Below are 25,012 nucleotides of genomic sequence, written 5' to 3'. Positions count from 1 at the left end.
TTTTTTGGCTAAAGCCTCTGCGCATGAGAGGGGAGTTTTCAGACATGACTCGATACGCACGTAGATTTTTCTCCGTCCTGGGGCTGTCCGCCATGCTGGCAGCGGGGGCGGCGCATGCTGAAGACAAAAAGGTCTCGATCGTCGACGACCGCGGCGTCATCGTCGACGTCCCGGCGCAGCCGAAGCGCATTGCCTCGATTTCCTATTTCGCCGATGACGTCGCGCTGGCGCTCGGCATCAAGCCGGTTGCCAGCACCTATATGACGGCTGGCCGCGAGCCGGACTTCCTGCTCGGCTTGACGGCCGGGATGAAGCAGATCGGCCAGCGTGCCAAGCCCAATCTCGAACTTCTCTCCGAAGCCAAGCCGGACCTGATCATCGCGATCCGCCGCTATACCGTCGGCAACGCGGCGCAACTTCAGAACATCGCGCCCTATGTCGCCTACAATATGGAGCTGCTCGAAGAGAGCTACAGCGAAACCGCCGCCCTTTCGAAGCTGCTCGGCAAGCCCGAGCGCGGTGAGCAGCTGAATGCCGATTTCCGCAAGCATCTGGCGGAGTTCGCCGCCAATGCGCCCAGGGATGTTCATCCGCGCTTCCTGATCATGTGGGGCGGAGCGACCCCTTTCGCTTTCCATACGGAAAACACCTCGGCCTCGATCGTCGCCGCGATCGGCGGCGACAATATTCCGGGGCCGAAGAGCCCGGGCGGCGAGTTCGGCATCGATCTCAGCCTCGAAACCATGCTGGAAAAGGACCCCGAGGTCATTTTCGTCTACGATTCCGGCCCGGATCGCCCGCATGAGAGCAATCCGATCTGGTCGCAGCTGTCGGCTGTCAAGAACGACCGGGTCTTCTATGTCGGCGACCAGTGGGTCGAAACCAACGGCCCGATCGCCCGCGAAATCGTGCTGCGCGAGGCCGCGCACTATCTCTATCCCGACACGTTCCCGGCCGTAGACGTCAAGGCGGAAGCCGCCAAGCTGATCCCGGCCGACCTGCAGAATTAAGCTCAGGACAAGCCCTGCGATGAGCCCCCGGCAATCGTCCCTGGCCATACGGCTCATCATCATCGCCGCCCTGCTGGCGGTGATGCTCGGATTGCTGGTCGGCGCCAAGACGCTGTCGATCGAGACGGCCATGCGCGTGCTGCTGTCGCCCGACGGCAAGATCGACTCCATCCTCGTCTGGACGCTGCGCCTGCCGCGCAGCCTGACGGCGGCAGCTGGCGGGGCGGGGCTAGCGGTCTCCGGTTATGTGCTGCAGACGCTGACACGCAATCCGCTGGCCGATCCCGGCATCACTGGCGTGACTTCAGGGGCGGTTGCGCCGATCGTCTGCTGTTTCGTCTTCATGCCGTTGATATCGCCAGCTTATTATCCCTTTATCGGCCTTGCGGGCGGGCTTGCGGCAGCCGCGGTGACATTCTGGGTGTCGCGCGGCGGGCAGGGGCGGCCGCTGCAGCTTGCGCTCGGCGGCGTCAGCGTCTCGCTGTTCCTCGGTGCGATCACCACCTATGTGCTGCTGCGGACCGGCCCGCAATCGGCATCGCTGCTGTTCTGGCTGGCGGGTGGTTTCCAGGGGCGCAGCTGGTCGCATCTCTTCTATATGCTGCCCTGGACGATCGCCGGCGTCGTCGGCGCGCTCCTGCTCCGGCGCATCATCGGCATGTTCATGCTGAGCGACCATGCGGCGGCCGGCATGGGCCTGCAGCTTAGCCTGTGGAAGCCGCTGATCCTCATTCTCGCCGTCATCCCGGTCGCAGGCGTTGCGCCGGTGGCCGGACCGGTCGCCTTCGTCGGTCTCGCCGCTCCCCACATCGCCCGGCTGCTCAAGCCGCGCGGCACCGGATGGGAGATCGGATTGAGCGCTGCGCTCGGCGCGCTGATCGTCACGGTCAGCGATCTTCTCGCGCGCAGCATCGCCATCCCGCGCGAGCTGCCGGTCGGCATCGTCACCGCGCTTATCGGCGGTCCCGTCTTCATCTACCTCGTCCAGCGCGGGCGGCTGAGCCTTGCGGGTGAGACGCGATGAACGCTCCGGCATCGCTACCGACGCGCGCGGCAACGCCCTGGATGGCGGCGGCGCTGGCCGTATTGGGCGTTCTGTCGCTTGCGGCAGCGATCTTCCTCGGCGTTGCTGATATTCCGATGGCCGATGTCGTAGCCGTTTTGACCGGCGGCGGCTCGGTGGAAGCGCGACTGATCATTCTCGATATCCGGCTGCCGCGCATCGCCACCGGCATTCTGGCCGGCATCCATTTTTCGCTGGCGGGATATCTGCTGCAGACCATCACCCGCAATCCGCTGGCCGATCCGTCGCTGATGGGCGTGTCGCAGGGGGCGACGCTGTCGGTGACGATCTTCCTGCTGTTCACCGTCTATATCTTCGAGCCCGGTTCGAACACGCTGGCCGAACTGCCGGTCGCCTGGCTGCCGACAGCGGGGCTTGCCGGCGGCCTGCTTGCCGGCGGCGTCATCTATCTGCTGGCCTTCCGTCTCGGCCTCAGCGCCCTGCGCATTACGCTTTGCGGCGTCGCTGTCGGTGCGGTGCTGCATGCGGTGGCGATCGGCCTCATCGCCGGATGGGGATCGGCCCGTATCGAGATCATTCTCGAATGGCTGTCGGGCAGCCTTTACGCCCGCAGCTGGGATCACGCGCTCTTCCTGCTGCCATTCACGATCGCGGGGCTCGTCACGCTGCCGGTCCTCTACCGGCCGCTGATGCTGCTGCAGTTCGATGCGCCCGTCGCCCGATCCTTCGGTCTTGCCTATAAAAGACAGTTCTCGCTCGTGCTGATCGTGTCCTCAGCGCTTGCGGCGAGCGCCGTCGGCGCTGTCGGGCCTGTTGTTTTCGTCGGCCTCATCGTGCCGCATCTCGCCCGTTTCCTGGCGGGGCCGAATTTCACGCTGTCGCTTGTTCTAACGATCGTGCTCGGCGCCGTCATCGTCACGCTTGGCGATCTCATCGGCCGGCTGCTCGGGCAGGCCGAGGAAATCCCGATCGGCGTGGTCACGGCGGTTTTCGGCGTGCCGCTTCTGCTCGCGCTGCTGCGCAAAACCATGTGAGGCCGAAATGCCATTGTCCTGCTCCGACCTCTCGGTGATGTACGGCCAGCGAAAGGCCCTCGATGGTTTCAGGCTTTCGCTCGAAAAAGGCGAGATCCGGGCGCTGATCGGCCCGAACGGCTCGGGCAAAAGCACGGCGCTGCATGCGCTGGCGGGCCTGATCAAGCCTTCGACGGGCACGACGTCACTGGGCGGTGTTGCCGTCGCCTCGATGTCGCGCCGGATGCTGGCAAAGCAGCTCGCCTTCCTGCCGCAGCAGCCGGCTGCCCCGGATGAAATGACCGTCGCCCAGCTCGTCCGGCAGGGCCGTTATCCACACGTCGGCCTGTTCCGCTCTTATGGCAGCGGCGACGAGAAAGCCATCGAATGGGCGCTCGAAAGCACCGGCCTTGCCGGGCTTGCCGATCGCAGCCTCAGCGAATTGTCCGGCGGTGAGCGGCAAAGGGCCTGGATTTCGGCGGCTCTCGCCCAGGAAGCGGAGATCCTGCTGCTCGACGAGCCGACCTCCTTCCTCGATATCGGCTACCAGGTCGAAGTGCTCGACCTGGTGCATCGGCTGAGCCGGGAAAAGGGCGTGACCGTCGTCATGGCGATCCATGACATCAACCAGGCCATCGCCGTCAGCGACCGCATCTCGCTACTGGAAAAAGGCCAGCTGAGATTTGACGGCGTCCCGCGCGAGCTTGCCGAACGCGGGCTGATCCAGGAGATCTTCCGCGTCAGGGGCCGCTTTGTCCAGGTTGCGCCTGATAGTCCGCCGCATTTTGACGTCGAGCTGACGAAGCTTCAGCCTTGGGCGACACCGGAACTCAGCGCTTTACCAGCCTGAAGACGATTTTCGTCTGGGTATAATAGTTCAGCGCATCGGCAAAATCCGGCGTCCAGCCGTCCGCCACGAAGGGGATGAAGCCGCCATATTCGAGCTTGCGGGCAGAGACCTCGAAGCCGGCTTTTTCGAAGGCGCGGCCGTAGTCGGAGATCGACCGGTCCTGAACGACGGTGTTGGTGCGGTTGGCGACCAGTTCGCGCCATTTCGGCCAGAGCGGGTTGTCCGTATGGCATCCCGTCACCGCATAATAGACGCCGCCGGATTTCAGCGCCCGCCTGATATCGGCGGCGTGGGCGTCGATATCGGGGACGAGGTAGATGACCTCGTGGCTGAGGGCGAGATCGAATTCTTCGCTCCAGCCGTCCAGCCTGCCGCCGACCTGATGCTGGATCGGCAGATTGCCTTTCAGCGTCTCGGCTTTGGCGATCGAGGTTTCGGCGATGTCGATGCCGAGCGCCTTGCGGAAGGGGCGGATCGCATAGAGATGCCGCAGCAGGCCGCCTTGATTGCAGCCGAAATCGAGCACGCTCTTGTCGGTCAGGTCTCGCTCGAGCATGAGGTCGATCAGGTGGCGCCAGATCGGCGCATGGCCATCGGCCATCCTGTCTTCGGCGTCGGGGTCGATATACCACGTGCCGATTTTTTTTGCGCTTCCTCAGCCATCCCTTGCCCTCCTTTTCATGCGGATTCGGTGACGGTCTTAGGGGGGCGTGATCCTGCTTGGCTAGATCATAAGCCTGGTTTTCAAGCGTCTTTCGGCGCTCCACTATCTTCGCAAATAAATCTTTGCAAAGATATGTTTGCGATTATATGCTTAGCTCATGAAACATCCGCAGCCGAAACCAGATGCCGCCGCCTCCCGTACCGTCAGCCGGGTCGTGCCCGACCCGACCGCGCTGAAGGCGCTGGCCCATCCCGTCCGGTTGCGCATGCTCGGCATGCTCAGGATCGACGGGCCTGCCACGGCAACGCAGCTCGCCGCGCGGCTCGGCCTGAACAGCGGCGCGACGAGCTATCATCTGCGCCAGCTTGCCCAATACGGCTTCATCGAGGAGGCGCCGCATGCCTCGCGTCGCGACCGCTGGTGGCGCGCCAGCCATGAGCTGACCTCGGTGCCGCCAAGCGAAGCCGAAGGGGAGGGGCTCGATCTCGACCTCGCCTTCAATCAGGCGGCACTTTCGCTGCAGGTCGGCCAGATGCAGCAGGCGCTGGAGGAATATGCCGAACTGCCGGCCGAGTGGCGCAAGGCGACGGCAGCCGACGACATCATTATTCCGATGACGGCTGATCAGGCCGAGGCTCTGACGAAGCGGCTGACCGACGTGATCCTGGAGGCGATGCGGGCCGCCCCGCCGCTGGGCGAGGCGGCGTCTCTCGGTCCCGGCATGGTTCCGTTCTGTGTGATGCTGCACGCCTTTCCCTATCCGGGCCGTCTTCCGCATCGCGAGGGGGAGGATGAGCCGTGAGGAGGGGCGGGCCTTTCCTGGCGCTCGCCGCTGCCGAGACGTGTTCGCTTTCCGGCACGCGGCTATCGACGATCGCTATTCCCTGGCTGGTGCTGAGCACGACGGGCAGCCCCGTCCTGACAGGGCTGACGGCGATGATGGAGATGCTGCCCTATGTCGTCGCCAAGGCGCTCGGCGGGCCGCTGATCGACCGCGTCGGCGCCAGGCGCATCGCCATCATCTGCGATACCGCGTCGGTGGCCGTGGTAGGGCTGGTGCCGCTGCTCGACTTTTTCGGCCTGCTCGGCATGCCGGTGCTGCTGCCCGTTGTCTTTGCCATGGGCGTGCTGCGTGGGCCTTCCGACGCCGCCAAGCAGGCAATGGTTCCCAATATCGCCAGGCTCGCGAACGTGCCGCTCGAACGGGTGACCGGCGTCGCCAGCGCCATCGAGCGGCTGGCCTCGACGGCGGGTGCCGCCGGCGCCGGCGCGCTGATCGGGCTGATCGGCCCGGGCCAGGCGCTGCTCGTCAATGCCGCCACCTTTGTCGCCGCCGCGCTGATCGTCGCAGTCGGCATCCCCGGGATGATGCGCGCGCCCGAGCTATCCGGCGCACCCGGCGCCCGACCGGCTAAAAAGACTTCCTATCTCGGCGATCTCCGGGAAGGCTGGCGCTTTCTTCGCGGCGATACGGTGCTCGTCAGCATCGTCGCCATGGTGGCGATCACCAATCTGCTGGACCAGGCCTATCATGCCGTGCTGCTGCCTGTCTGGACACGCGATTCCGGCCATGGTCCGGAATTGCTGGGGGCGATGTTTGCGGCATTCGCCGGCGCATCGATCGTAGGTGCGGCGATTGCCGCAGCAATCGGCGAACGCATGCCGCGCCTGATGGTCTATACCGTGGCGTTTCTGTTGACCGGTTTTCCGCGTTTTCTCGTTGCTGCGCTGGATGCGCCGCTGGGCCTTGTCTTTACGACCCTGGCCATCGCGGGATTCGCCTCGGGCTTCCTCAACCCAATCCTCTCGGCGGTGATCTTCGAGCGCATCCCCAAGCCGCTGACCGGCCGCGTCACCTCAATGAACGCCGCTCTTTGCTTCGCCCTCATTCCTTTCGGCGGCCTCGTCGGCGGCGCGCTGATCAGCACCATCGGTCTTGCCGCGGCGCTGCTGCTCACCGGGTTTGCCTATCTCGCCGCAACCCTCCTTCCCCTTGGCCTGAAAAGTTTCCGCGGTTTCGACAGATCGGTTGCCGATGCCGGTGCTTCCGTATCAAGGCGATGAGCGCGCGCCCGATCTCTCTTGCCCCAGCGCCTCGACCAACAGATCGATAAAACGGTGGATGCGCGGTTCCAGCAGGCGCTTGTCGGGATAAAGCGTGACGATCTTGGTGTCATCGGCTTCCAGCTCGGGCAGGACCTGCCGAAGATGCCCGGCGGCGAGATCGCCGGCGATGAGGAAATCGGGCAGGAGCGCGATGCCCAATCCCGCCCGGGCAGCGTCGCGGATCGCCTCGCCGCTGTCAAGCCTCAGGCGGCTGCGCCCCTGCGCCTTGATCCAGGAACTGCCCTTCCCGCGAAAACGCCAGCCCTGCCTCTGGTTGCGGCTGGTGAAAATCAGGCAGTCGTGGGCTGCGAGATCATCGATATCGCGCGGCTCGCCGCGCGCGGCGAGATAGGAGGGCGAGGCGCAGAGGCGCGTCCTGTAGGAGGCAATCACGCGCGAGACCAGCCGGGAGTCCGACGCCGCTGCGCCGATCCGGATCGCCAGATCGAAGCCTTCCTCGATGATGTCGGCGAGACGATCGGTGAAGCTCATCTCCACCTGGATGTCGGGCCAGGTCCGAAGATATTTTTCCAGCAGCGGCAGGACGACGAGCCGTCCGAAGGCATCGGGGAGGGTGAGCCTGAGAACGCCGCGCGGCATGCCGCTCTGGCCTCCCACGCTCGCTTCCGCCTCGTCGACCGATGCGAGGATCTGCAGGCCGCGCTCGTAGAAGACCCGTCCCTCATCGGTCAGGCCCAGCGTTCTCGTCGTGCGGTTGAGCAGACGTGTGCCGAGCCGCTCTTCCAGGCGGATGACGGCCTTTCCCGCCGCCGAGCGGGACAGGCCCATGGCCTGGCCGCCGGCAATAAAGCTTCCGGCATCGACGACGGCCATGAAGATCAGGATATCGTTCAGGTTCGTGCGCGGCATCAGGCAACTCGAGCGTTTCGGTCCCAGCCATAAGTCGGTCAGTCATGCAACCGATTCAAGGCTCGGACCATCAACGCTCACCGCGCCAGTAAGGTCCCGACACTTCGCAACTGAGGTGTTGGAACAGGCTACAGCATATCGCCGAGGCTCCAATGGTTGTTCCATCGGGCGTCGATCTCGTCGTCGACATTCTGATATCTGATGTCGGTGGAGAGGCGGAGCCGCCGGCCGCGGTCCTGGTTGGTGGTCGAAGCGTGGATCATGTAGGGCGAGTGGAGCACCACGTCACCGGCCTCATAATCGGCGGCGAGCCAGCGGGTGTCGAAACGCTCCGCCATATCGGGGAGATCCTTTGAGACCCAGCCGCCTTCGGTCATATGGCTGTTATAGGCGCTGATCCGCTCTTCAGGCGAAAGATCGCCGCTTGCGGCCTGGAACTCGGCCTCCATCTTGACGCCCAGCGCGTGCGAGCCTTCGAGGTAGACGAGGCCGCCCATCTCGGCCGGGATATCGCCGATCGGGATCCAGGCCGTCACCAGGCGGCTGGTGCCGCCGCGGAGATAGACGAGATCGTAATGGGCAGGTGTGGCCGTCGCCGATGCCGGCTGGGTGAAACGCATGATCTTGCGCTTGTGCAGATAGGAGATGCCCTGCAGAAATTCGTCCATGAAGCGGGTGAGCGGCGGTTGCGCGCAAAAGCCTTCATAGGCGGCGGAGCGGACAAGCGACATCAGGCGGCGGTTCGCCAGGCTCCAGTCGAGGCCGGTGGCCGACGCGATCCCTTCTGAAAAATCGCTGCCGGGCTCGACCAGTCCCGTCACTGCGAGGCGTTCGAACACCCAGCCGCGGAAGTCGATGACGTCGGTCCGCGGCAGAAGACCTTTCAGCCAGACATAGCCATCATTCTGGTAACGGCGGCGGATGGCGTCGACACCGATGGCGGAGTCGGTCGGCCTGAGCCAGCCCGTCCGTTCCGCAGGCAAGGTCCTGCCGTGGGCGGCAAGGGGAAAATCCGGCCTTCCTGACTGCGTGGTTTTGGCGGCAACCGACATTTCAGCCTTCCCCGGTCTGAGTTGATTTGCGATTAATTAGCTGATCTGCAGGCATAACCGACATGGATGAAATGGATAGCTGGACTTTTCGCTCACCATGAGAGACGCCGAGGCAATTTATAGAACGCCGCTCGACGCGGCCGGCGGACTGGCGGTCACAGGCAGCGGCAGGCAGCATGCCCGCCATGCGGTGACCGACCGAAAACTCCCGAGTTTCGCCGTCGTGCTGGTCGAGCGCGGGCAGGGCTGGCTGGAAACCCAGGCCAGCGGCCACCTCAGCCTGAGTGGGCCTGCTCTGTTCTGGCTGTTTCCCAACCGTGTGCATTCCTACGCTCCCGACGAAGGCGGCTGGGACGAGCGCTGGGCGCTTTTCGAAGGATCCTTCACGCGGGATTTCGTGAGGCTGAGGATCATTGCCGAGCGCCATCCTGTCGTGGCGCTGCATCATCTCGATGAGCTGGCGCGGCTCTTCGGCAAGCTTCATGCCGGTCTGCTTGACGATACCAATCTTGGGCAGGCTTCGGCGGCACTGACGCTGCATCACATCGTCATCGCAGCGGCCAGACAGGCAAGCGGCGCGACCGATCGGCGCCAGGTAGGGCCTGACATGGCCGATATCGTCGAAACGCTCAGGCGGCGGGCGATGCAGCCGCTCGATCTCGCTGCCTTTGCCGCCGAGCACGACATGTCGCCGGCCACGTTGCGCCGGCGGTTCACGCTTCAAACCGGATTGTCTCCCAAAGCATTTCAGCTCCGGGCGCGCATGGATCATGCCAAACAGCTGTTGGCAACGACCGACGAAAAGATCGAAACGATTGCCGCCATGATCGGCCTGGACGATCCATTTTATTTTTCGCGTATCTTTCACGAACGCGAGGGCTGCAGTCCCCGTGAGTTCCGTGCGCGATATCCGCGGGTTTGACATGGCGGGCGTCAGCGCCAGCCGAGCGCCGGGGCGACGTGGGTCAGGATCGCCTCGATGACATGGGCGTTATAGGCGACGCCGAGTTGGTTGGGGACGGTGAGCAGCAGCGTGTCGGCCTCGGCAATCGCCTCGTCTTCGGCGAGCTGCTTGATCAGCGCATCGGGCTCTGCGGCATAGCTGCGGCCGAAGATCGCCCGGGTCTTCTCGTCGATGAAGCCGATCTTGTCGCCCTCGTCGTTGCCGTAGCCGAAATAGGCGCGGTCGCGGTCGTCGACCAGTGCGAAGATGCTGCGGCTGACCGAGACGCGCGGCTGGCGCGTGTGACCGGCTGCCTTCCAGGCCTCGCGGTAGGCGCGGATCTGGTCGGCCTGCTGGACGTGGAACGGCTCTCCCGTCTCGTCGTCCTTCAGGGTCGAGCTCTGCAGGTTCATGCCGAGCTTGGCCGCCCAGACGGCGGTGGCATTGGAGCTTGCGCCCCACCAAATCCGCTCGCGCAAGCCCTCGGAATGCGGCTCGAGGCGCAGCAGGCCGGGCGGATTGGGAAACATCGGCCGCGGATTGGGTTTGGCAAAACCTTCGCCGCGCAGCACTTCGAGGAAGACTTCGGCGTGGCGCCGCGCCATGTCGGCCTCGCTCTGGCCTTCGGGCGGGCCATAGCCGAAATGGCGCCAGCCATCGATCACCTGCTCGGGCGAGCCGCGGCTGATGCCGAGCTGCAGCCTGCCGCCGGCGATGAGATCGGCGGCACCGGCATCCTCGGCCATGTAGAGCGGGTTTTCGTAGCGCATGTCGATGACGGCGGTGCCGATCTCGATCCGGCTGGTTCTTGCGCCGACCGCTGATAGCAGCGGGAAGGGCGCGGCCAACTGGCGGGCGAAATGATGCACCCGAAAATACGCCCCGTCGGCACCGAGTTCCTCGGCCGCGACGGCAAGGTCGATCGATTGCAGCAGCGCGTCGCCTGCCGAGCGCGTCTGCGATTGAGGCGAGGGCGTCCAATGCCCGAACGAGAGGAAACCGATCTTCTTCATGTTAATGCCGCACCTGGAGCTGTTGTGCCTGTGGTCGATGGGTCATGACACAATTCCGGCCTTGAAGACAGTCGGGGATGAGGGCTTTTGTTTTGCGCCGATTGCGGCCGCTCGAACATCGCCACGACTAGCGGAAACCTGCGCGGATTAGTATCGTTGCTTAGCGGGTTGCGCCACTCGCATCACAGCGCGATTGCATCAAAGCGCTTCACTACTTGCCAGAGGCTGCATGAGAATCATAAATAATACAACGGTGTCCCGGGCAATCGGGTGTATTCTCGGTCAACTGGCAGGGGATGCACTTGGCTCGCTGGTGGAATTTCAGACGCCTCAAGAAATACGCCAAAAATATCCCCATGGCGTTCGCGAAATTCATGATGGTGGCGCTTGGAACACCATTGCCGGTCAACCAACCGATGACTCCGAGATGGCGCTGGCTTTGGCCAGATCGATTGTCGCAGAAGGAATATATGCTCAGGACGCAGCCCGACGTGCCTATGAAGACTGGCTGGCATCCAAGCCTTTCGACATTGGCCGGACGGTATATAATGGAATTCGCTATGAGCCTGATCACCAAAGCCAAGCCAACGGTGCGCTCATGCGTGTGTCACCTCTCGGCATATTTGGATCTCAGTTTTCAACCGAACAGGTTGGGTTGTGGGCGGAACAGGACGCCATCATCACACATCCGAATCCTGTGTGCCGGCAGATCAACAATCTCTTTACTCGCGCGCTATCCTACTCGATTGCCGAAGGCCCGACGCCTCGAGATGTTTATCAGGCGATCAGAAAATGGTCCGATGAGCTTGGTGTCGATCCCAGCATTCGTGATGCAATCACCGCCGCCGAAAAGGAACCGCCAAAGGACTTCGTGAATCAACAGGGCTGGGTCCTGATCGCATTTCAGAATGCCATTTTTCAATTGCTGCATTCGAATTCCTTGGAGGACGGCGTCGTGAGCACCGTCTCAAACGGTGGCGATACGGATACGAACGCGGCGATTGCCGGAGCGCTGCTCGGTGCGATTCATGGGGAGTGCGCAATTCCCAGCCGGTGGCGTGAAACGATACTTTCCTGCCGACCGCACGAGGGAAACCCAAAGGTCACGCATCCAAGGCCTGAACTATATTGGCCGGTTGATTGCATCGAGCTGGCCAGCCAGTTGTTGAAGAGGGCTGGCTAGCAATGCCGTACCCATCCACGGACTAGGCATGGCCGATGCGGCGATCAATATGTGAACTCAAGCCAAAGGCGAGGCAATCGCTGTAAGTGCCAGGAAATGAGTCGGATTTTCTGTCGGCAGTATTGAGATCCGCCACGGCGATCCGGACTTCACCTGGCTCCCAACAGGTTCTAAAAACGAAGCATGCGCTACACGTTCGCCATCGGTGATATCCACGGCTGTATCGATCCACTGAAAAGGATGATCGATCGTATCGAGGCTTATGCGTCCGAAGGCACGGTCGTCTTCCTTGGCGATTATATCGATCGCGGGCCAGACAGCAAAAGTGTCGTCGATCGGGTCATTGCCGGTGCGTCCGACCGGTGGCGATGGATCTGCCTCAAAGGCAATCATGAGGACATGATGGTTGCCGCTTATGCCGACAGCGACAGCAGAGACGTGTGGATCAGCAACGGCGGACTTGAAACCGAAATGTCCTATGATGGCAGGGTTTCGCCTCAGCATTTGCAATGGGCTGACGATCGTCCCCTCATGCATGTTGATCGATATCGCATCTTTGTCCATGCCGGCCTTGTTCCGGAATTTCCGCTGGAACGGCAGACCAAGCGCGATCTTCTCTGGCTACGGTTCCCTCCCGGTGGGTCCAGCGACTATTGGGGCAAACATCTGGTCCACGGCCATACTCCCTCACTGTCCAATCCGGTGACGACAGGAAGCCGCACCAACATCGACAGCGGCTGCGTCTTCGGCGGCAAGCTATCATGCGCGGTCTTTAATGATGACGTTGCCGGCGGGCCGATCGACTTCATCGAGGTGAAGGCATGAATGCGGCGCGTCGGTAAGGTGGAGAGCCAGAGACGGCGGAGTGGAGCAGTGTGGAACGAGGAATCTATCGCCCCGCCCTGGCCCGCCAGAAGAAGGTTTGGCAAGCACACGCAATCTCCGTCACTGCTGTGACACTCCTCGGGTCGAAGCCCGAGGACAGGAATGACGGAGGAGGATGTGGCGGCGCTTGGCGCAATCACCGCCCGCTCAAACCTCGCCAGCCGGCAGCCAGACGTAGCCAGGGCGTCAGGTGGAAGCTGCTCATCAACAGGTACATCGCAACCATTCCGTCGATCGGGAAGGCATTCCGCGTCGTGGTGCAGATCATGTCGGCGCTGCCGGTGGCGGCCGTCAGCAGCGCCATAAGCGCGAAGGTTGGGGCGGCGGCGAGTGATAGCCAATTCGCAGCATGGGTGACGATCCCGCCGCCTGGGCGAGCAGCGCTCGACTTAGCAGCTGATCCGTCTGCTGCGGCGGCCAGCGAGAGCCATTCGGCGCTGTTGAGCGAAGCGTTGCCGTCGCCTCTCTTTGGAGTGTGGGCCGAACGCAGCATCGCCGTTACTCCTTGCCGTAGCGGTCGTGATGGCGCCACCAGATGCCGGTTTCGTTGCGGCCCTTGGGTGCGCGGTCGAGCCATTGGTACATGCCCCAGAGCCCGTCGAGCCCGCGGGCATAGCTGGAATAACTGTGGTAGACGGCGTCGTCGATAAGCTCGAAGGCGCTGACTCCGGGCCGGTCGCGGGTATAAGTCATGACGTCGGTGCCGGTCATGGATGCGATTTGGCCGACCGGACCTTCGCCGCCGCTCGACTGCCATTCCTGCACTGTTTTACCAGCAAGCGGTTCAGGGGCGGGCGGCTCACGCCGGTAGTTGTATTCTATATCGCCCCGGCGCTGATCTTCGGCGCTGAACCAGACGCTGAAATCGCCGTTGAAATCGCTGCCGAAGGACGAGGCCCAGGGGAAGCTCCAGCCCATGCGCTGTTTGAAAGTCTGAAGCTTCGCGAGCGGCGCGCGCGACACCGCCCAAAAGGCGACATCGTGGTTTTCGAGATGAACGAAGACGCCGTTGAAACCGTCGGCGATCGAGGAGCAGGACGGGCATCCGGCGGTATAATCAGGCCCGAACATGAAGTGATAGACGAGAAGCTGTGAACGGCCGCCGAAGAGGTCTTTCAGCGAGATGTTGCCGCCTTCAGTGTCGAAGCTGTATTCCTTATCGATCCCGACACGCGGCAATTGCTGGCGCTTGACCGCCAGCGCGTCGCTCCGCCGCGTCAATTCCTTCTCCTCCTCGAGCAGATCGAGCCTGGCTGCCAGCCATTGCTGGCGTGTTGCGTTGAGCTGTGCCGTCATGGGGTCTTCTCCTTTGCCTGTCTATCGTCGTAGCATCCGGCGCAGTGTTGCCTGCCGGTCTCACGCAGATTACGGCCGGGCGGAGAAATGGCGGGAGTGACAAGTGTGACGGGATTTGAATGGACTCGCTGATCACGGCCGCGGCGCGAGCGCTGGCGACGGGCGATGCACTCGGCGCGCTGAAGCGGGTGGCATTGCGCGACGATGCGCCGGCGCTGGCGCTGCGCGGCATCGCAATGGCCCAGCTCGGCGATCTCGTCCGCGCCAAGGCGCTCTTGAAGAGTGCGGCTCGGGCCTTTGGCCCGCGGGAGGCGGTGGCGCGGGCGCGTTGCGTGGTCGCCGAGGCCGAGATCGCGCTCGTTTCGCGCGATCTCATCTGGCCGCCGAAGGCGTTGGAAACTGCGCGCAGGGTGCTGGAAGCGCATGGAGACAGGGTCAATGCCGCCCATGCGGGCAATGTCACGATCCGCCGGCTGGTGCTGATCGGCCGCCTCGACGAGGCTGAACGCGCGCTCGCAGCGCTCGATCCGACGCCGCTGCCGCCGGCTCTGCGGGCTGCCCACGAACTGGTGGCGGCCGGCATCGCCGTCCGGCGGCTGCAGACGCAGGCCGCTCGCGCCGCCCTCGATCGGGCAGGGCTGGCGGCGCGCGCGGCCGCTATCCCCGCTTTGACGGCGGAGGTCGAAGCCGCCGCGCTGGTGCTCGACACTCCGGCGGCGCGGCTGATGTCGCGCGGGCGGGAACGGCCGCTGCTGCTGGCCGAGGTGGAAGCGCTGCTTTCCTCCGGCACGCTCGTCGTCGATGCCTGCCGTCATGTTGTGTGGAACGCGGGCACCGCCGTGTCGCTGGCGACGCGACCGGTGCTGTTTGCACTTGCCCGTACGCTGGCCGAAGCCTGGCCGGGGGATGTGGCAAGGGGCACGCTGATTGCGCGTGCCTTCCGCGGCAAACACGCCGATGAATCGCATCGCGCCCGGCTGCGGGTCGAGATCGGCCGGCTGCGCGTCGAACTGCGGGGGCTGGCGGAAGTTTCGGCGACGAAGCGCGGCTTTGCGCTTTCGCCGCTCGGTGCCCGGGAGATTGCCGTGCTTTCGCCGCTCGTCGAAGGTCCTCACGGGGCGGTGCTCGCATTTCTGGCCGACGGGGAGGCGTGGTCGAGTTCGGCGCTGGCGATCGCGCTTGCCGCCAGCCCCCGCACCGTGCAGCGGGCGCTGGATTCCCTGGCTGGAGAAGGCAAGGTGCAATCGCTGGGGCGCGGGCGGGCACGGCGCTGGATGAGCCCGCCGCTGCCAGGTTTCCCGACGATCTTGTTACTCCCCGGGCCGCTGCCGAGCGATTAATGTGGGCTGACTGATCGTGATGCTCGAACCACAGGGATGGAAAAGATGAAGAAATCGGCTGCGAATATCCTGCGTGAATATGGACCCTTTCCCGGCGCCGAGCGCGTCAACGGTGTCACCTTCGACGGCGAGCACGTCTGGTTTGCCTCAGGCGACCGGTTGAACGCGCTCGATCCCGCAAGCGGCGAGGTGGTACGCTCGATCGAGGTCGCGTCGCACGCGGGGACGGCTTTCGACGGCGAATTCCTTTATCAGATCGCCGAGGATGTCATTCACAAGATCGACCCGAAGACTGGCCGTATCCTTTCCACCATTCCCGCACCCGGCAATGGCGGCGATTCCGGCCTTGCCTGGGCCGAGGGCACGCTCTGGGTCGGCCAGCACCGCGGCCGCAGGATCCATCAGATCGACCCGGAAACCGGCAAGATCCTGCGCACCATCGAATCCAACCGCGTCGTGACAGGCGTCACCTGGATCGACGGCCAGCTCTGGCACGGCACCTGGGAGGGCGACGACAGCGACGTCAGGCGCATCGACCCCGAAACAGGGGAGGTGCTGGAGCGACTCGACATGCCCGAAGGCACCGGCGTCTCCGGCCTTGAATCCGACGGCGCCGACCGCTTCTTCTGCGGAGGCGGCGGCAGCGGCAAGATCCGCGCGGTGCGCCGGCCGGAGTGAGGGTGGTGCCGGCGTGGTAGGGCGGAGCGCCACCCTCCAACACTTTCTTATCGAGGGCGCGGCATCCTCCAACCTCCCTCATGCTGAGGAGCGCAGCCCGCAGGGCGGAGCCTCGACGCACGCCGCAACGGTGCTTCTTGCATTCGTCTGATGTCGGCTACCCGCCTCGTCCTTCGAGGCCCCTGCGGGGCACCTCAGGATGAGGCTCGCTTGGGCGCCGGCGCGAGCGGCGACCTAACAGTGGGTGGGAGCAAAATCACGGTATTCCACTGCCTCTTGATTGGGGCGCGGCATCCTCCAACCTCCCTCATGCTGAGGTGCGCAGCCCGCAGGGCGGAGCCTCGAAGCACGCCGCAACGGTGCTTCTTGCATTTGTCTGACGTCGGCACACCCACCTCGTCCTTCGAGGCCCCTGCGGGGCACCTAGGATGCGGCTCTCTTGAAGGCTACGCGCATACGTCTGCTACCATGCGTCGACCCCACATCGCCGACGAAGGCTCCACCTCGAGCCGCGCTCATCGAACAAAAGCGCCATGCCGATTGCATCGATGAACCGGCCGTCGATACGCGCGGCGCGGCGGATCATACCCTCGCGCACGAAACCGAGTTTTTCATAGAGTGCGATTGCACGGGTGTTGTCCTCGTAAACATCAAGTTCGATCCTGATAAAGCCGGTTTCCCACGCGGCTCTCGATGTCGTTTCGATGAGCTTTCGACCGAGACCTGGCCGCGGTAGGCGGGAATGATCCCCATTCCGAGTTTTCCGCGATGGGCGTGCGAAGGAAAGAAATGCCGGCTGATGTCGCACCAGCCGACAACCTCGTTTTGCGCGATAGCAACGAATTGCGGATTGCCTTTGGCAATCATGCCCATGACGAACTCGTGCGTCTGCGGCAGCGGTGTTGCTTCCAGCATGGACAGGTATTTTTTCTCCCGTGCGACCACATCGAGCGCACGATGAAAACTGTCGATATGGGCAGCAGCGATCGGTTCGATCCTGATGCCTGACATATCCGGCGATGCTGCAGCGTCCCTACGTTTCCCCTTGAAGATCGCGAATGCCTATCAGAGACATCCCGCATACTTGAGGGGAGCGCATAATTCACGGTCCGTCAACCTTTGCGTGTCAATTTCTCGGCAGCGGGCGCCGTCAAAAGGTTGCAAATATTGAAGGTCAGGCTAACATCCCACATTACATTCGTGTTGGTGACGCTCACCAGTGCTGCGGCTGTGTTGCTGTGCGGATTTGCCTGGCTCGCCGCCGTGAAGGTCGACGATCTCTCGTTGCGCCGGCAGGCAGACTTTGTCGCCCAAGGATTGGAAGAGCAGATCGCAGCGCTTCCCCGGGAACAGGAAAGCGTTGCCAAATGGGACGACGCCTTCCTTTATGCCAAGCAGCGGAACCATGAATGGCTGCTCGACAATGTCGGCCAATGGACCAGCCGGTATTTCGGGCATGACCGGACCTATATCTTCGACGACAGCAATCGCCTGATGTTTGCGTTTCGCGACGGAGCGGATGCCATGCCGCCGCGGCTTGGCAGCGACGACGGCCAGGAAATGACCGCTCTCGCCGGAGAGATGCGCGCAGTTCTTGTCGAGCAGGCTCAAAGGACCGGCACTAAACCGCTTGGCCAGCTGGCGACGGTGCGCACGATCATAATCGGCAACAGGCCGGCGATCGCCAGCGCGCGGCCCATTCTGCCGAGCTCGGCCAGAATGCAGGTCGAGCCGGGCCAGGAGTTCATCGCCGTCTCGGTCAAGTTCATCGATGGAAAGGCCGCCGAAAGCATCGCCCATCATGCACGGCTCGAAGGGTTGCATTTCGCGCCGACGAAAGGCGAGGACGTGCGGGCCCAAGTGCCGGTCTTGTCCCATGATGGCGGCACGATCGGCTATCTCGTATGGCCGCCGATCCTGCCCGGATTCATGCTGCTTCAACAGATCGCGCCGGCGGGACTTGGCTGCCTGGCGCTGCTGATCGCTGTCGTCTTCTGGCTCGGGCGCGGTCTGCATCGCACCTCGCTGACCCTGCTGGGCAGCCAGGCTGAGCTTACCCACCACCGCAATCATCTGGAAGAAATGGTGGCCGATCGCACGGCCGAGATCGAACGGCAGCGGGAGGAACTCGACCGGCTGCTGGCGCACGAACGCCAGGTGAATGCGCTGCAGCGCCAGTTCGTCGCCATGGCGTCGCACGAGTTTCGCACGCCGCTCGCAATCATCGACGCCGCCGCCCAGCGGCTCTGCCGCTCGACCACCAATGTCAGCGGCGATTATGTTCACGAAAAGGCCGGCGTGATCCGCAGCGCGGTGGTGCGCATGGTCGATCTGATGGAGAGCATCCTCGCCAGTGGCCGGCTCGAAACCGGACAGATTACGCTGAAGCGGAGCGAAGGTGATCTGAAAGCCTTGCTGGTGACGTGCTGCGACAGACAGCGCCAACTCAGCCGCTCGCATATGTTCCATCTCGATCTCGAGCCCATACCCGATCGTTTGACCTTCGATCGCAGCGCGATGGAACAGGTCTTCACCAACCTGATTTCGAATGCCGTCAAATATTCGCCCAATGCGCCTGATATCCATGTTCGCGCCCGGGTTGATGAAAAGACGGTGGAGATCTCGATCGCCGACAGCGGCATCGGCATGGATGCGGACGATCTGCCGAAGCTCTTCCAGCCCTATTATCGCGCCCGCAGCGCCACGGGCATTGCCGGAACCGGCATCGGCCTCAACGTCGTCAAGCAGGTCGTGGAACTGCATGGCGGCACCGTCGGGCTTACGAGCGAACTCGGCAAGGGCACATCATTTACCATTCTTCTGCCAATAGAGTTTCTATCGGCAGACAAACACGTTGCAGCTTAGGAAAAAGTTTATGGTTACAGTCCTGTGCATAGAAGATGAAGTCGAGATCAGGAACCTCCTCGTCGAAGAGTTGAACGAAGCCGGCTACAGGACGCTCGAGGCTTCGAACGGCGCCGAAGGGCTGGAGATGATCCTGTCGAAATGGCCCGACATCGTCATCAGCGATATTTCGATGCCGGTCATGGACGGCCACCAGCTGCTGGCCGAAATTCAGATCAACCACCCCGAACTCTCAAACATCCCCTTCATCCTGCTGACGGCCCTGACCGACCGGGAAAACACACTCGCCGGCCTTCGCGCCGGGGCGGCGGACTACCTGACCAAGCCGCTCGACTTCGATCTGCTGCTCGCCAAGCTCGAAGGCTGCGTGACGCGGCTGGAGAACGACAAGGCGGTCAATCGGTCGTTTTGAAGTGTGGGGGATGATGAAGGGGCGTGCCGCGCGAGGCCCTGGCCCGGCAGCATCGACTGGCGCCTAACCTCTCCTCCGTCATTCCTGTGACAAGCACAGGAATGACGGAGGAGAGGTTAGTGCAAGGTGACCGCGGATGCCGCAAGCCGTTGCCCGCAGCGTCTCGGCTCAATCCCCACCTCAAGTCCCCCGCCTCCCCAACACATCCCCCAGCACCTCGAACACCCGCGCATCCACCGTCTGCGACACATTGAAGCGCATGAAATTCGTCGCCGTTTGCGACAGGCTGAAGGCGTTGCCGGGGGCCAGCACGATCTTCCTTTCCAGCGCGGCGCGCGCCACGTCGGCCGCATCGATGGCGTCGGGCAGGCGGCACCAGAGGAACATGCCGGCATGCGGTTCCAACCAGGGCACGATCCCGAGACTCTTCAGCCGAGCCGACACCTCGCCCATCGCCCGGGCGAGCCGCTGTCTCAGTGTCTCCACGTGTTTGCGGTAGCTGCCGTCGCTCAAGACGTTCAGCACCAATTCCGCGGTCAACCGGCCGCCGCCGAAGGAGGTGGCGATCTTGAGATCGATCAGGCCATCGATCCATTCCGGTTTGGCGGCGACGAAACCGCAGCGGGCCGAGGCCGACAGGGTTTTCGAGAAGCTGCCGATGTGGATGACCCGCTCGAGCCCGTCGAAGGCGGCGAGGCGCGGCGCCGGCGCATATTCGAAATCGGCGAAGATATCGTCCTCGATGATGGTCAGATCGTGCTGATCGGCAAGCTTCAAAAGCCGGTGGGCCGTCACCGGGGAAAGCGTGGCGCCCGTCGGATTATGGATGGCGGAGTTGGTGATGTAGAGCCGCGGCCGGTGTTCGGCGACGACTTGGGCAAACAGCTCGATATCGGGACCGGACGGGGTGTAGGGGACACCAACGATCTTTGCCCGATGGGCGCGCAGCAGCGCGTGAAAATTGAAATAGCAGGGGTCGTCGACCAGCACCGTGTCGCCAGGCTCCAGCAGGAAACGACAGAGCAGATCGATTGCCTGGGTGCCGGAATCGGCCAGCATGATCTGGTCGGGGGAGGCTTCGATCCCCCGTTCGCCCATGCGCCGCGAAATCAGCTGGCGCAGCGGCGGCAGTCCAAGGGGGGAACCGTAGTCGGCGAGCGCCGGCCCATCGGCGCGGGCAAGCGTCCTCAGGCCACGGCGCATGCCTTCCGCAGGAAGCCAGGAGGGCGGCAGCCAGCCGCAGCCGGGCTTCAGGTCATTCTCGCCGGCCTCCAGCGATTGCCGCGATATCCAGAACGGATCGACGGCGCGGTCGAGCTTCGGCCCGGCCTCGGCAAGGGCAAAGGGGGCTGCCTGGTTGGCGACGTAGAATCCCGAGCCCGGCCTTGCCAGGATCGCGCCTTCGGCGACGAGGCGCTCATAGGCGTCGACCACGGTCGAGGTCGACAGCTTCAATGTCGCCGCCAGACCCCGCACAGAGGGCAGCTTTGCGCCGGGCGTCAAGCTGCGGCCGGCGATGCGCTGCCGGATCGTTGCAATGACCGTCTCCACGCGTGTACGTGCTTCGTCCATCTGTACTGCTTCCTGAACCATAACAGTTTCGCAAAACCGTATCAGACTGTCACTGTTCTGACCATCCGTGTTGACCGATAAGGGGACGGCAATTAGGGAGTGCAAGGCATCATGGACCGCATGGCATCGGGATGGATCAATGGCTTTATCGGGGTGGTGATCTTCAGCGGATCGCTGCCGGCCACCCGCGTGGCGGTGATGCAGTTCGATCCCGTCTTCTTGACCGTTGCGCGCGCGGCGATTGCCGGCATTCTGGCGCTCGGCCTGCTGATCGTTTTCAGAGAGAAGCGGCCGAGCCGGCGCGATATCCTTTCCCTTGCCGTCGTTGCCCTCGGGGTCGTGGTCGGTTTCCCGCTGCTGACGGCGCTGGCGCTGCAGCACGTCACCTCGGCGCATTCCATCGTCTTCATCGGCCTGCTGCCGCTCTCGACGGCGATCTTCGGCGTGATCCGCGGCGGAGAACGGCCGAAGCCGGCTTTCTGGTTGTTCTCCATTCTTGGTAGCGCATTGGTGGCGGGCTTCGCATTGATGCAGGACCTGACAGCGTCACCGGGCGGTGACCTTCTGATGCTGGCGGCGATCGTCGTCTGCGGCCTCGGTTATGCCGAGGGCGGCCGGCTTTCGCGCACGCTCGGCGGCTGGCAGGTGATTTCCTGGGCGCTGGTTCTGTCGCTGCCGCTTATGGTCGCCGTCGCGTTTTTCCATCGGCCGGCGACATTCTCCGGCGTCGAGACGCCGGCGCTGATCGGCCTTGCCTATGTCTCGCTGTTTTCCATGCTGATCGGCTTCATCTTCTGGTATCGCGGCCTCTCGCAAGGCGGCATCGCCGCCGTCGGTCAGCTGCAGCTGCTCCAGCCGTTCTTCGGCCTGGCGCTCGCCGCCACGCTGCTGCACGAGTCTGTGACGTGGAGCATGCTTGTGGTGACGGTTGCCGTTATTCTGTGTGTCGCCGGTGCAAAGAGGTTTGCGCGGTAGGAAAGGATCCGCTGACGGGGAGGCCGGTCGCGGAGTGTCTTCACCAAGCCCGCTCACGCCTCTTCAATGTTGAAGCCATAGGCTCGCTCGACGAGCCCAACGCGAATTTCGTAGCGGGTGTACCAATCCGACCGACCACGATTTTGTGCCTCGATATGGTCGACGATGGATTTCCAGGCTCGAATGCTCTCCTCATCCTTCCAATAGGAAATGAGTATGCCGAAACCGTCCGCGCCGCGCGCGCTTTCGAAGCCGAGATATCCGGGCTGCAGTTTTGCGAGTTCCGTCATCGCATATCCCATCTCGCCATAGCCATCGTCGACCTTGGTTCGTTGAGAGGAAAAACTGACCATGTAATAGGGCGGTTCGGGTAAAGCGGCGATGGACATTTGGGCTCCTCCGTTTGGCCTAGGACACGACCATACGATTGGCGCCCGGGTCCAACAACTCCGCCTTTCACAACAGCCAGAATGCCGTTGTCAGAAGATGCACACGCCGTCGGGCGGCGGCGCGGTCGGGCAAATCCCGTCACAAAGCCGCCGCTCAATCGTCAGCAAATCGCCCCGTTACCGCCGCACCGTGCCCTCTTAAGGGCTCCATGGTCGCGACCTCGCCGGCCCTTTAGCGGCTGAGCGATCGACCGAGGCGGTTTTGCTGCCGATCAATCATGCACGTGAAAAGGAACGAATATGATCACTCGTGACACATCCCTGGCAATGATGACCGCTGCTATGTTCAGCCTGCTGGCTTTCAGCCCGGCATCGGCTGCGGAAATGGCCCAGGCGCAGCAGCAGCCGGCTGCACAAGGTCAGGCGCCGATGCAGGGCCAGAGCGGCGGCACGGCTGCGCCGGCGGCCGTCAGCGATCAGAAACTCGAGGCCTTTGCCGTCGCCTATCTGCAGGTCGACAAGGTCAGGCAGGAATATTCGGCCAAGATCGGCGCGACGAAGGACGAGGCTGGCAAGCAAAAGCTGCAGGAAGAAGCCAAGAAGCAGATGGTCGATACCGTCGAAGCCTCCAAAGATATCTCCGTCGAGGAATATTCCTCGATCCTGACGGCCGCCCAGAGCGACCCGGCGCTGGCCAAGAAGGTTCTGGAAAAGATCGGCACGCCACCGCCGGCGCAGCCGCAGCAGTAGGCTTTAAACTTGAACGACGGGGCGGGCGGGCTAGACGTCTGCGGCGAGCGCTGCCCGCGCCCGCCCCAATCCTGACGCAGCCTCACTTGGCGGGCACGACCAGCGCCTCGCCCTTGCGCACGATATAGGTCGCCAGCTCCGAAGCCTTGCCGTTGCCGACGTTCTTGGCCGAGTGTACCACGCCGGAGGGAATGAACAGGGATTGGCCGGCCGTGAGCGTCACCGGCTCCCTGCCTTCGAGCCGGTATTCCAGCGTGCCCTCGAGAACGAAGGCGATTTCTTCGCCGGGATGTGAATGCTTCGGGGCGAGAACGCCTGGGGCGAAATCCACGCGCACCTGAACGGCCTCGTGGCCGGGCACGTCGATATCGCTCTTGATCAGATCGGTGCGCTGGAGCGGCTGGTCCGCATGCGCCGTCGCGGCAGCACCGAGAGCGAGGGCGAGCGCCATAGCCTGGATCATTTTCATCGTGTCGTCCTTCCTGAATTGACCATTGCCGGCTCGTTGGCCGCACTGGCATTTCAGTCGATGATTGAACCAGGGATGTGTCGGGAAACCGGCATTTTTGTAAGCGAATGTATCCAGGATACGGCGGGTTGCTTGGGCTGTCCCTCTGTTGTGCCGTGCAAGCCCCCTCTGGCCTGCCGGCCATCTCCCCCACAGGTGGGGAGATCGGCAAGTGGCTAAACCTTCCCGCCCTTCAACCGTTTCGGCATTCGTGACGTTTGTTGTTTTACGAAGACCTTACGCCCAGCCGATCTCCCCACCTGTGGGGAGATGCCCGGCAGGGCAGAGCGGGGCTTGCACGGAATGACTTATCCGGCCTATCTCCCGCCGCTCAAGCCGCCGACGTCGAGCCTCTAACCCCTGCCAGCGTCGCAATATCCGTCACTCCGCCCGAGGACTCGAAGTCGAAGATCTTTTGGGTCACCAAGGCAGCCGCGCCCCGAGCCCAGGAATTGTCTTCCCAATCGGGCAAAAGCGGCGGAGCGGTGCGGAAGGTGCGGGCGGCGAGTGCCTCGCGCAGCGGCGTCAGGAAAGGGTCGCCGAGGGAAACGGCTTCGCCGCCGGCGACGATGACTTCGGGGTCGGTGATGTTGACGAGGTTGGCGAGGGCGGTGCCGATGCCGCGGCCGGCATCGCCGACGAGGGTGAGGGCGGTGGCATCGCCTGAGGCGAGCGCCTCGCAGAGTTCGGGCAGGCCGAGCTCCTCGCCGCGGCCGGTCGCTTCGCGCCAGCGGCGCAGCATCGACAGTTCGGAGTGGTAGGCCATCAGGCAGCCGCGTTTGCCGCATTCGCAGACGCGGCCGCCTTCTTCGAACAGCGTATGGCCGAATTTGCCGGCAGCGCCATTGGCGCCGCGATAGAGCTTGCCGTCGATGACGAGGGCGCAGCTGATGCCGACGCCGACGGCCAGCACCGCCATGTTGCGGTGCTGGCGGCCGAGGCCGAAGAGCTGCTGGGCGATGGCATAGGCGTTGGTGTCGTCTTCCAGCCAGACCGGCACGTGGACGCGGGCCGCCAGCAGCGAGGCCAGCGGCACGTTATCCCATTGGAAGCGGTGGCTGCGCACGCAGGCGGTCTGCTCGTGATTGATGACGCCGGGCATGGAGATGCCGATGCCGGCAAGCTTCGCATCCGGGCGGCCGGCGAGCTTCACCAGCTCGGGGACGGTGCCGGCCAGGAGGTCGGCGACATCGTCCGGATCGTGGCCGTCGAGATTGACCCGCATGGCGGCGACCGGGTTGGTGGCAAGGTCGGTCGCCACGCATTCCACCGAATTGACCATCAGCTTGAAGCCGACGGCGAGCGCATGCTGGTAATTGATCTCGACCGGGATCGGCCGGCGGCCGGCGAGGCCCGGCACGGCCTGGCCTTCGATGACGATGCCTTCCTCCAGCAGGTCTGAAATAACGAAGGTGACGGCGGCCGGGCTGAGGCCGATCACCGTCGCGATATCGGCACGGCTCCTCGGCCCTTCGCGCCGGAGAAGGTTGAGAATGAGGCGTCGGTTCATGGCTCTCGCCGTTGTCTGGTCGCCTTTGAGCTTCACGATACATTCCTTAATTTTGTAAATTAATTATTGCGGGCTGGAATAATCTATGCATAAGTTCGGCCGCT

25 protein-coding genes and 1 pseudogene are annotated in these 25,012 nt (G+C 63.4%); 15 read left to right on the top strand and 11 right to left on the bottom strand.

Translation table 11 applies throughout. From position 1 onward, the window contains the following. The first annotated feature begins 44 nt into the window (after nt 1–44). From AMK05_RS13920 to AMK05_RS13905, 4 genes are read left to right on the top strand one after another with little or no spacing between them, the layout of a single operon-like run. Nucleotides 45–1,010, top strand: a complete 966-nt coding sequence (locus tag AMK05_RS13920) for an ABC transporter substrate-binding protein (protein ID WP_064839299.1) — start codon at nt 45–47, stop codon at nt 1,008–1,010. A gap of 19 nt (nt 1,011–1,029) precedes the next feature. Continuing rightward, complete coding sequence (locus AMK05_RS13915) at nt 1,030–2,034, top strand: FecCD family ABC transporter permease (protein WP_064839297.1); 1,005 nt, start codon at nt 1,030–1,032, stop codon at nt 2,032–2,034. Nucleotides 2,035–2,075: 41 nt separating this feature from the next. Beyond that, on the top strand, nt 2,076–3,068 hold the full coding sequence (locus AMK05_RS13910) for a FecCD family ABC transporter permease (RefSeq protein ID WP_442966264.1): 993 nt from the start codon (nt 2,076–2,078) through the stop codon (nt 3,066–3,068). 7 nt (nt 3,069–3,075) lie between these two features. Next, the gene (locus tag AMK05_RS13905) at nt 3,076–3,897 is read left to right on the top strand and encodes an ABC transporter ATP-binding protein (RefSeq protein WP_064839294.1); all 822 of its coding nucleotides are present in this window, start codon (nt 3,076–3,078) and stop codon (nt 3,895–3,897) included. Here the strand turns inward: AMK05_RS13905 and AMK05_RS13900 are convergent. Then, nucleotides 3,878–4,498: a class I SAM-dependent methyltransferase gene (locus AMK05_RS13900; RefSeq protein WP_143535834.1), complete on the bottom strand. Its 621-nt coding sequence runs from the start codon at nt 4,496–4,498 to the stop codon at nt 3,878–3,880. The two genes, AMK05_RS13905 and AMK05_RS13900, sit on opposite strands and share 20 nt — an antisense overlap. Nucleotides 4,499–4,718: 220 nt before the next feature. Between AMK05_RS13900 and AMK05_RS13895 the strand changes: the two genes are divergently transcribed. Then, nucleotides 4,719–5,363, top strand: coding sequence for an ArsR/SmtB family transcription factor (locus tag AMK05_RS13895; RefSeq protein ID WP_064839291.1), 645 nt, complete (start codon nt 4,719–4,721; stop codon nt 5,361–5,363). Next, on the top strand, nt 5,360–6,625 hold the full coding sequence (locus tag AMK05_RS13890; RefSeq protein WP_064839289.1) for an MFS transporter: 1,266 nt from the start codon (nt 5,360–5,362) through the stop codon (nt 6,623–6,625). The genes AMK05_RS13895 and AMK05_RS13890 overlap by 4 nt, the downstream gene beginning before the upstream one ends. On the opposite strand, the gene AMK05_RS13885 is transcribed toward AMK05_RS13890, so the two are convergent. Together AMK05_RS13885 and AMK05_RS13880 are read right to left on the bottom strand one after the other, a co-directional pair. After that, entirely contained in the window at nt 6,614–7,537 is a 924-nt protein-coding gene (locus AMK05_RS13885) for a LysR family transcriptional regulator (protein ID WP_064839287.1), read from the bottom strand. The two genes, AMK05_RS13890 and AMK05_RS13885, sit on opposite strands and share 12 nt — an antisense overlap. A gap of 128 nt (nt 7,538–7,665) precedes the next feature. Then, on the bottom strand, nt 7,666–8,589 hold the full coding sequence (locus tag AMK05_RS13880; RefSeq protein ID WP_064839285.1) for a phytanoyl-CoA dioxygenase family protein: 924 nt from the start codon (nt 8,587–8,589) through the stop codon (nt 7,666–7,668). 97 nt (nt 8,590–8,686) lie between these two features. Here AMK05_RS13880 and AMK05_RS13875 point away from each other — a divergent pair, with 97 nt between their 5' ends. Next, nucleotides 8,687–9,511 (top strand): helix-turn-helix transcriptional regulator, encoded by an 825-nt coding sequence (locus tag AMK05_RS13875; RefSeq protein WP_064839283.1) that lies wholly within the window; start codon nt 8,687–8,689, stop codon nt 9,509–9,511. A gap of 11 nt (nt 9,512–9,522) precedes the next feature. Here the strand turns inward: AMK05_RS13875 and AMK05_RS13870 are convergent, their stop codons facing one another. Then, complete coding sequence (locus tag AMK05_RS13870) at nt 9,523–10,545, bottom strand: LLM class flavin-dependent oxidoreductase (protein ID WP_064839282.1); 1,023 nt, start codon at nt 10,543–10,545, stop codon at nt 9,523–9,525. A gap of 229 nt (nt 10,546–10,774) precedes the next feature. On the opposite strand from AMK05_RS13870, the gene AMK05_RS13865 reads away from it, so the two are divergent. Continuing rightward, the gene (locus AMK05_RS13865) at nt 10,775–11,728 is read left to right on the top strand and encodes an ADP-ribosylglycohydrolase family protein (protein ID WP_064839280.1); all 954 of its coding nucleotides are present in this window, start codon (nt 10,775–10,777) and stop codon (nt 11,726–11,728) included. A 183-nt stretch (nt 11,729–11,911) separates the two neighbouring features. Then, on the top strand, nt 11,912–12,553 hold the full coding sequence (locus AMK05_RS13860; protein ID WP_064839279.1) for a metallophosphoesterase family protein: 642 nt from the start codon (nt 11,912–11,914) through the stop codon (nt 12,551–12,553). 196 nt (nt 12,554–12,749) lie between these two features. Here AMK05_RS13860 and AMK05_RS13855 read toward each other — a convergent pair whose 3' ends face one another. Together AMK05_RS13855 and AMK05_RS13850 are read right to left on the bottom strand one after the other, a co-directional pair. After that, the gene (locus AMK05_RS13855; RefSeq protein ID WP_064839278.1) at nt 12,750–13,106 is read right to left on the bottom strand and encodes a hypothetical protein; all 357 of its coding nucleotides are present in this window, start codon (nt 13,104–13,106) and stop codon (nt 12,750–12,752) included. A gap of 5 nt (nt 13,107–13,111) precedes the next feature. Further along, the gene (locus AMK05_RS13850) at nt 13,112–13,909 is read right to left on the bottom strand and encodes a DUF899 domain-containing protein (RefSeq protein WP_064839277.1); all 798 of its coding nucleotides are present in this window, start codon (nt 13,907–13,909) and stop codon (nt 13,112–13,114) included. A gap of 119 nt (nt 13,910–14,028) precedes the next feature. Between AMK05_RS13850 and AMK05_RS13845 the strand changes: the two genes are divergently transcribed. After that, the gene (locus tag AMK05_RS13845; RefSeq protein ID WP_064839276.1) at nt 14,029–15,249 is read left to right on the top strand and encodes a hypothetical protein; all 1,221 of its coding nucleotides are present in this window, start codon (nt 14,029–14,031) and stop codon (nt 15,247–15,249) included. Nucleotides 15,250–15,294: 45 nt separating this feature from the next. Continuing rightward, nucleotides 15,295–15,927 (top strand): Vgb family protein, encoded by a 633-nt coding sequence (locus AMK05_RS13840; RefSeq protein WP_064839275.1) that lies wholly within the window; start codon nt 15,295–15,297, stop codon nt 15,925–15,927. 463 nt (nt 15,928–16,390) lie between these two features. On the opposite strand, the pseudogene AMK05_RS13835 reads toward AMK05_RS13840, so the two are convergent. After that, a pseudogene (locus AMK05_RS13835) lies at nt 16,391–16,938 on the bottom strand (GNAT family N-acetyltransferase). A 108-nt stretch (nt 16,939–17,046) separates the two neighbouring features. On the opposite strand from AMK05_RS13835, the gene AMK05_RS13830 reads away from it, so the two are divergent. Beyond that, nucleotides 17,047–18,792 carry a sensor histidine kinase gene (locus AMK05_RS13830; protein WP_064839273.1) on the top strand — a complete coding sequence of 582 codons (1,746 nt, stop codon included), beginning with the start codon at nt 17,047–17,049 and terminating at the stop codon, nt 18,790–18,792. Nucleotides 18,793–18,802: 10 nt separating this feature from the next. Further along, a complete protein-coding gene (locus AMK05_RS13825; protein ID WP_049735160.1) occupies nt 18,803–19,204 on the top strand; it encodes a response regulator in 402 nt (133 codons plus the stop codon). A 180-nt stretch (nt 19,205–19,384) separates the two neighbouring features. Here the strand turns inward: AMK05_RS13825 and AMK05_RS13820 are convergent, their stop codons facing one another. Beyond that, nucleotides 19,385–20,797: an aminotransferase-like domain-containing protein gene (locus AMK05_RS13820; RefSeq protein ID WP_064839270.1), complete on the bottom strand. Its 1,413-nt coding sequence runs from the start codon at nt 20,795–20,797 to the stop codon at nt 19,385–19,387. Nucleotides 20,798–20,887: 90 nt separating this feature from the next. Here AMK05_RS13820 and AMK05_RS13815 point away from each other — a divergent pair, with 90 nt between their 5' ends. Beyond that, nucleotides 20,888–21,751, top strand: a complete 864-nt coding sequence (locus tag AMK05_RS13815) for a DMT family transporter (RefSeq protein WP_064839269.1) — start codon at nt 20,888–20,890, stop codon at nt 21,749–21,751. Nucleotides 21,752–21,804: 53 nt separating this feature from the next. Here AMK05_RS13815 and AMK05_RS13810 read toward each other — a convergent pair whose 3' ends face one another. Continuing rightward, nucleotides 21,805–22,140: an antibiotic biosynthesis monooxygenase family protein gene (locus AMK05_RS13810; protein ID WP_064839268.1), complete on the bottom strand. Its 336-nt coding sequence runs from the start codon at nt 22,138–22,140 to the stop codon at nt 21,805–21,807. Nucleotides 22,141–22,440: 300 nt separating this feature from the next. Here AMK05_RS13810 and AMK05_RS13805 point away from each other — a divergent pair, with 300 nt between their 5' ends. Continuing rightward, on the top strand, nt 22,441–22,890 hold the full coding sequence (locus AMK05_RS13805) for a DUF4168 domain-containing protein (protein ID WP_064839267.1): 450 nt from the start codon (nt 22,441–22,443) through the stop codon (nt 22,888–22,890). 82 nt (nt 22,891–22,972) lie between these two features. Here AMK05_RS13805 and AMK05_RS13800 read toward each other — a convergent pair whose 3' ends face one another. Both AMK05_RS13800 and AMK05_RS13795 read right to left on the bottom strand, forming a co-directional pair. Beyond that, nucleotides 22,973–23,359 (bottom strand): cupin domain-containing protein, encoded by a 387-nt coding sequence (locus AMK05_RS13800; RefSeq protein ID WP_064839265.1) that lies wholly within the window; start codon nt 23,357–23,359, stop codon nt 22,973–22,975. Between the two features lie 370 nt (nt 23,360–23,729). After that, a complete protein-coding gene (locus AMK05_RS13795; RefSeq protein ID WP_064839264.1) occupies nt 23,730–24,944 on the bottom strand; it encodes an ROK family protein in 1,215 nt (404 codons plus the stop codon). Nucleotides 24,945–25,012: the final 68 nt, after the last annotated feature.

Origin of the sequence: Rhizobium sp. N324, assembly GCF_001664485.1 — a bacterium.
Taxonomy (GTDB): Bacteria; Pseudomonadota; Alphaproteobacteria; order Rhizobiales; family Rhizobiaceae; genus Rhizobium.
The sequence above is the reverse complement of the archived record's forward strand: the minus strand, read 5'-3'. Positions and strand labels throughout refer to the sequence as shown.

Bases quoted from the DNA above. Each gene is read 5' to 3' on its own strand.
- AMK05_RS13820 (WP_064839270.1), bottom strand. From the start codon at position 20,797: ATGGTTCAGGAAGCAGTACAGATGGACGAAGCACGTACACGCGTGGAG.
- AMK05_RS13875 (WP_064839283.1), top strand. From the start codon at position 8,687: ATGAGAGACGCCGAGGCAATTTATAGAACGCCGCTCGACGCGGCCGGC.
- AMK05_RS13810 (WP_064839268.1), bottom strand. From the start codon at position 22,140: ATGTCCATCGCCGCTTTACCCGAACCGCCCTATTACATGGTCAGTTTT.
- AMK05_RS13855 (WP_064839278.1), bottom strand. From the start codon at position 13,106: ATGCTGCGTTCGGCCCACACTCCAAAGAGAGGCGACGGCAACGCTTCG.
- AMK05_RS13860 (WP_064839279.1), top strand. From the start codon at position 11,912: ATGCGCTACACGTTCGCCATCGGTGATATCCACGGCTGTATCGATCCA.
- AMK05_RS13805 (WP_064839267.1), top strand. From the start codon at position 22,441: ATGATCACTCGTGACACATCCCTGGCAATGATGACCGCTGCTATGTTC.
- AMK05_RS13880 (WP_064839285.1), bottom strand. From the start codon at position 8,589: ATGTCGGTTGCCGCCAAAACCACGCAGTCAGGAAGGCCGGATTTTCCC.
- AMK05_RS13850 (WP_064839277.1), bottom strand. From the start codon at position 13,909: ATGACGGCACAGCTCAACGCAACACGCCAGCAATGGCTGGCAGCCAGG.
- AMK05_RS13800 (WP_064839265.1), bottom strand. From the start codon at position 23,359: ATGAAAATGATCCAGGCTATGGCGCTCGCCCTCGCTCTCGGTGCTGCC.
- AMK05_RS13815 (WP_064839269.1), top strand. From the start codon at position 20,888: ATGGACCGCATGGCATCGGGATGGATCAATGGCTTTATCGGGGTGGTG.
- AMK05_RS13840 (WP_064839275.1), top strand. From the start codon at position 15,295: ATGAAGAAATCGGCTGCGAATATCCTGCGTGAATATGGACCCTTTCCC.
- AMK05_RS13845 (WP_064839276.1), top strand. From the start codon at position 14,029: ATGGACTCGCTGATCACGGCCGCGGCGCGAGCGCTGGCGACGGGCGAT.
- AMK05_RS13920 (WP_064839299.1), top strand. From the start codon at position 45: ATGACTCGATACGCACGTAGATTTTTCTCCGTCCTGGGGCTGTCCGCC.
- AMK05_RS13895 (WP_064839291.1), top strand. From the start codon at position 4,719: ATGAAACATCCGCAGCCGAAACCAGATGCCGCCGCCTCCCGTACCGTC.
- AMK05_RS13915 (WP_064839297.1), top strand. From the start codon at position 1,030: ATGAGCCCCCGGCAATCGTCCCTGGCCATACGGCTCATCATCATCGCC.
- AMK05_RS13910 (WP_442966264.1), top strand. From the start codon at position 2,076: ATGGCGGCGGCGCTGGCCGTATTGGGCGTTCTGTCGCTTGCGGCAGCG.
- AMK05_RS13900 (WP_143535834.1), bottom strand. From the start codon at position 4,498: ATGGCCGATGGCCATGCGCCGATCTGGCGCCACCTGATCGACCTCATG.
- AMK05_RS13885 (WP_064839287.1), bottom strand. From the start codon at position 7,537: ATGCCGCGCACGAACCTGAACGATATCCTGATCTTCATGGCCGTCGTC.
- AMK05_RS13870 (WP_064839282.1), bottom strand. From the start codon at position 10,545: ATGAAGAAGATCGGTTTCCTCTCGTTCGGGCATTGGACGCCCTCGCCT.
- AMK05_RS13865 (WP_064839280.1), top strand. From the start codon at position 10,775: ATGAGAATCATAAATAATACAACGGTGTCCCGGGCAATCGGGTGTATT.
- AMK05_RS13825 (WP_049735160.1), top strand. From the start codon at position 18,803: ATGGTTACAGTCCTGTGCATAGAAGATGAAGTCGAGATCAGGAACCTC.
- AMK05_RS13905 (WP_064839294.1), top strand. From the start codon at position 3,076: ATGCCATTGTCCTGCTCCGACCTCTCGGTGATGTACGGCCAGCGAAAG.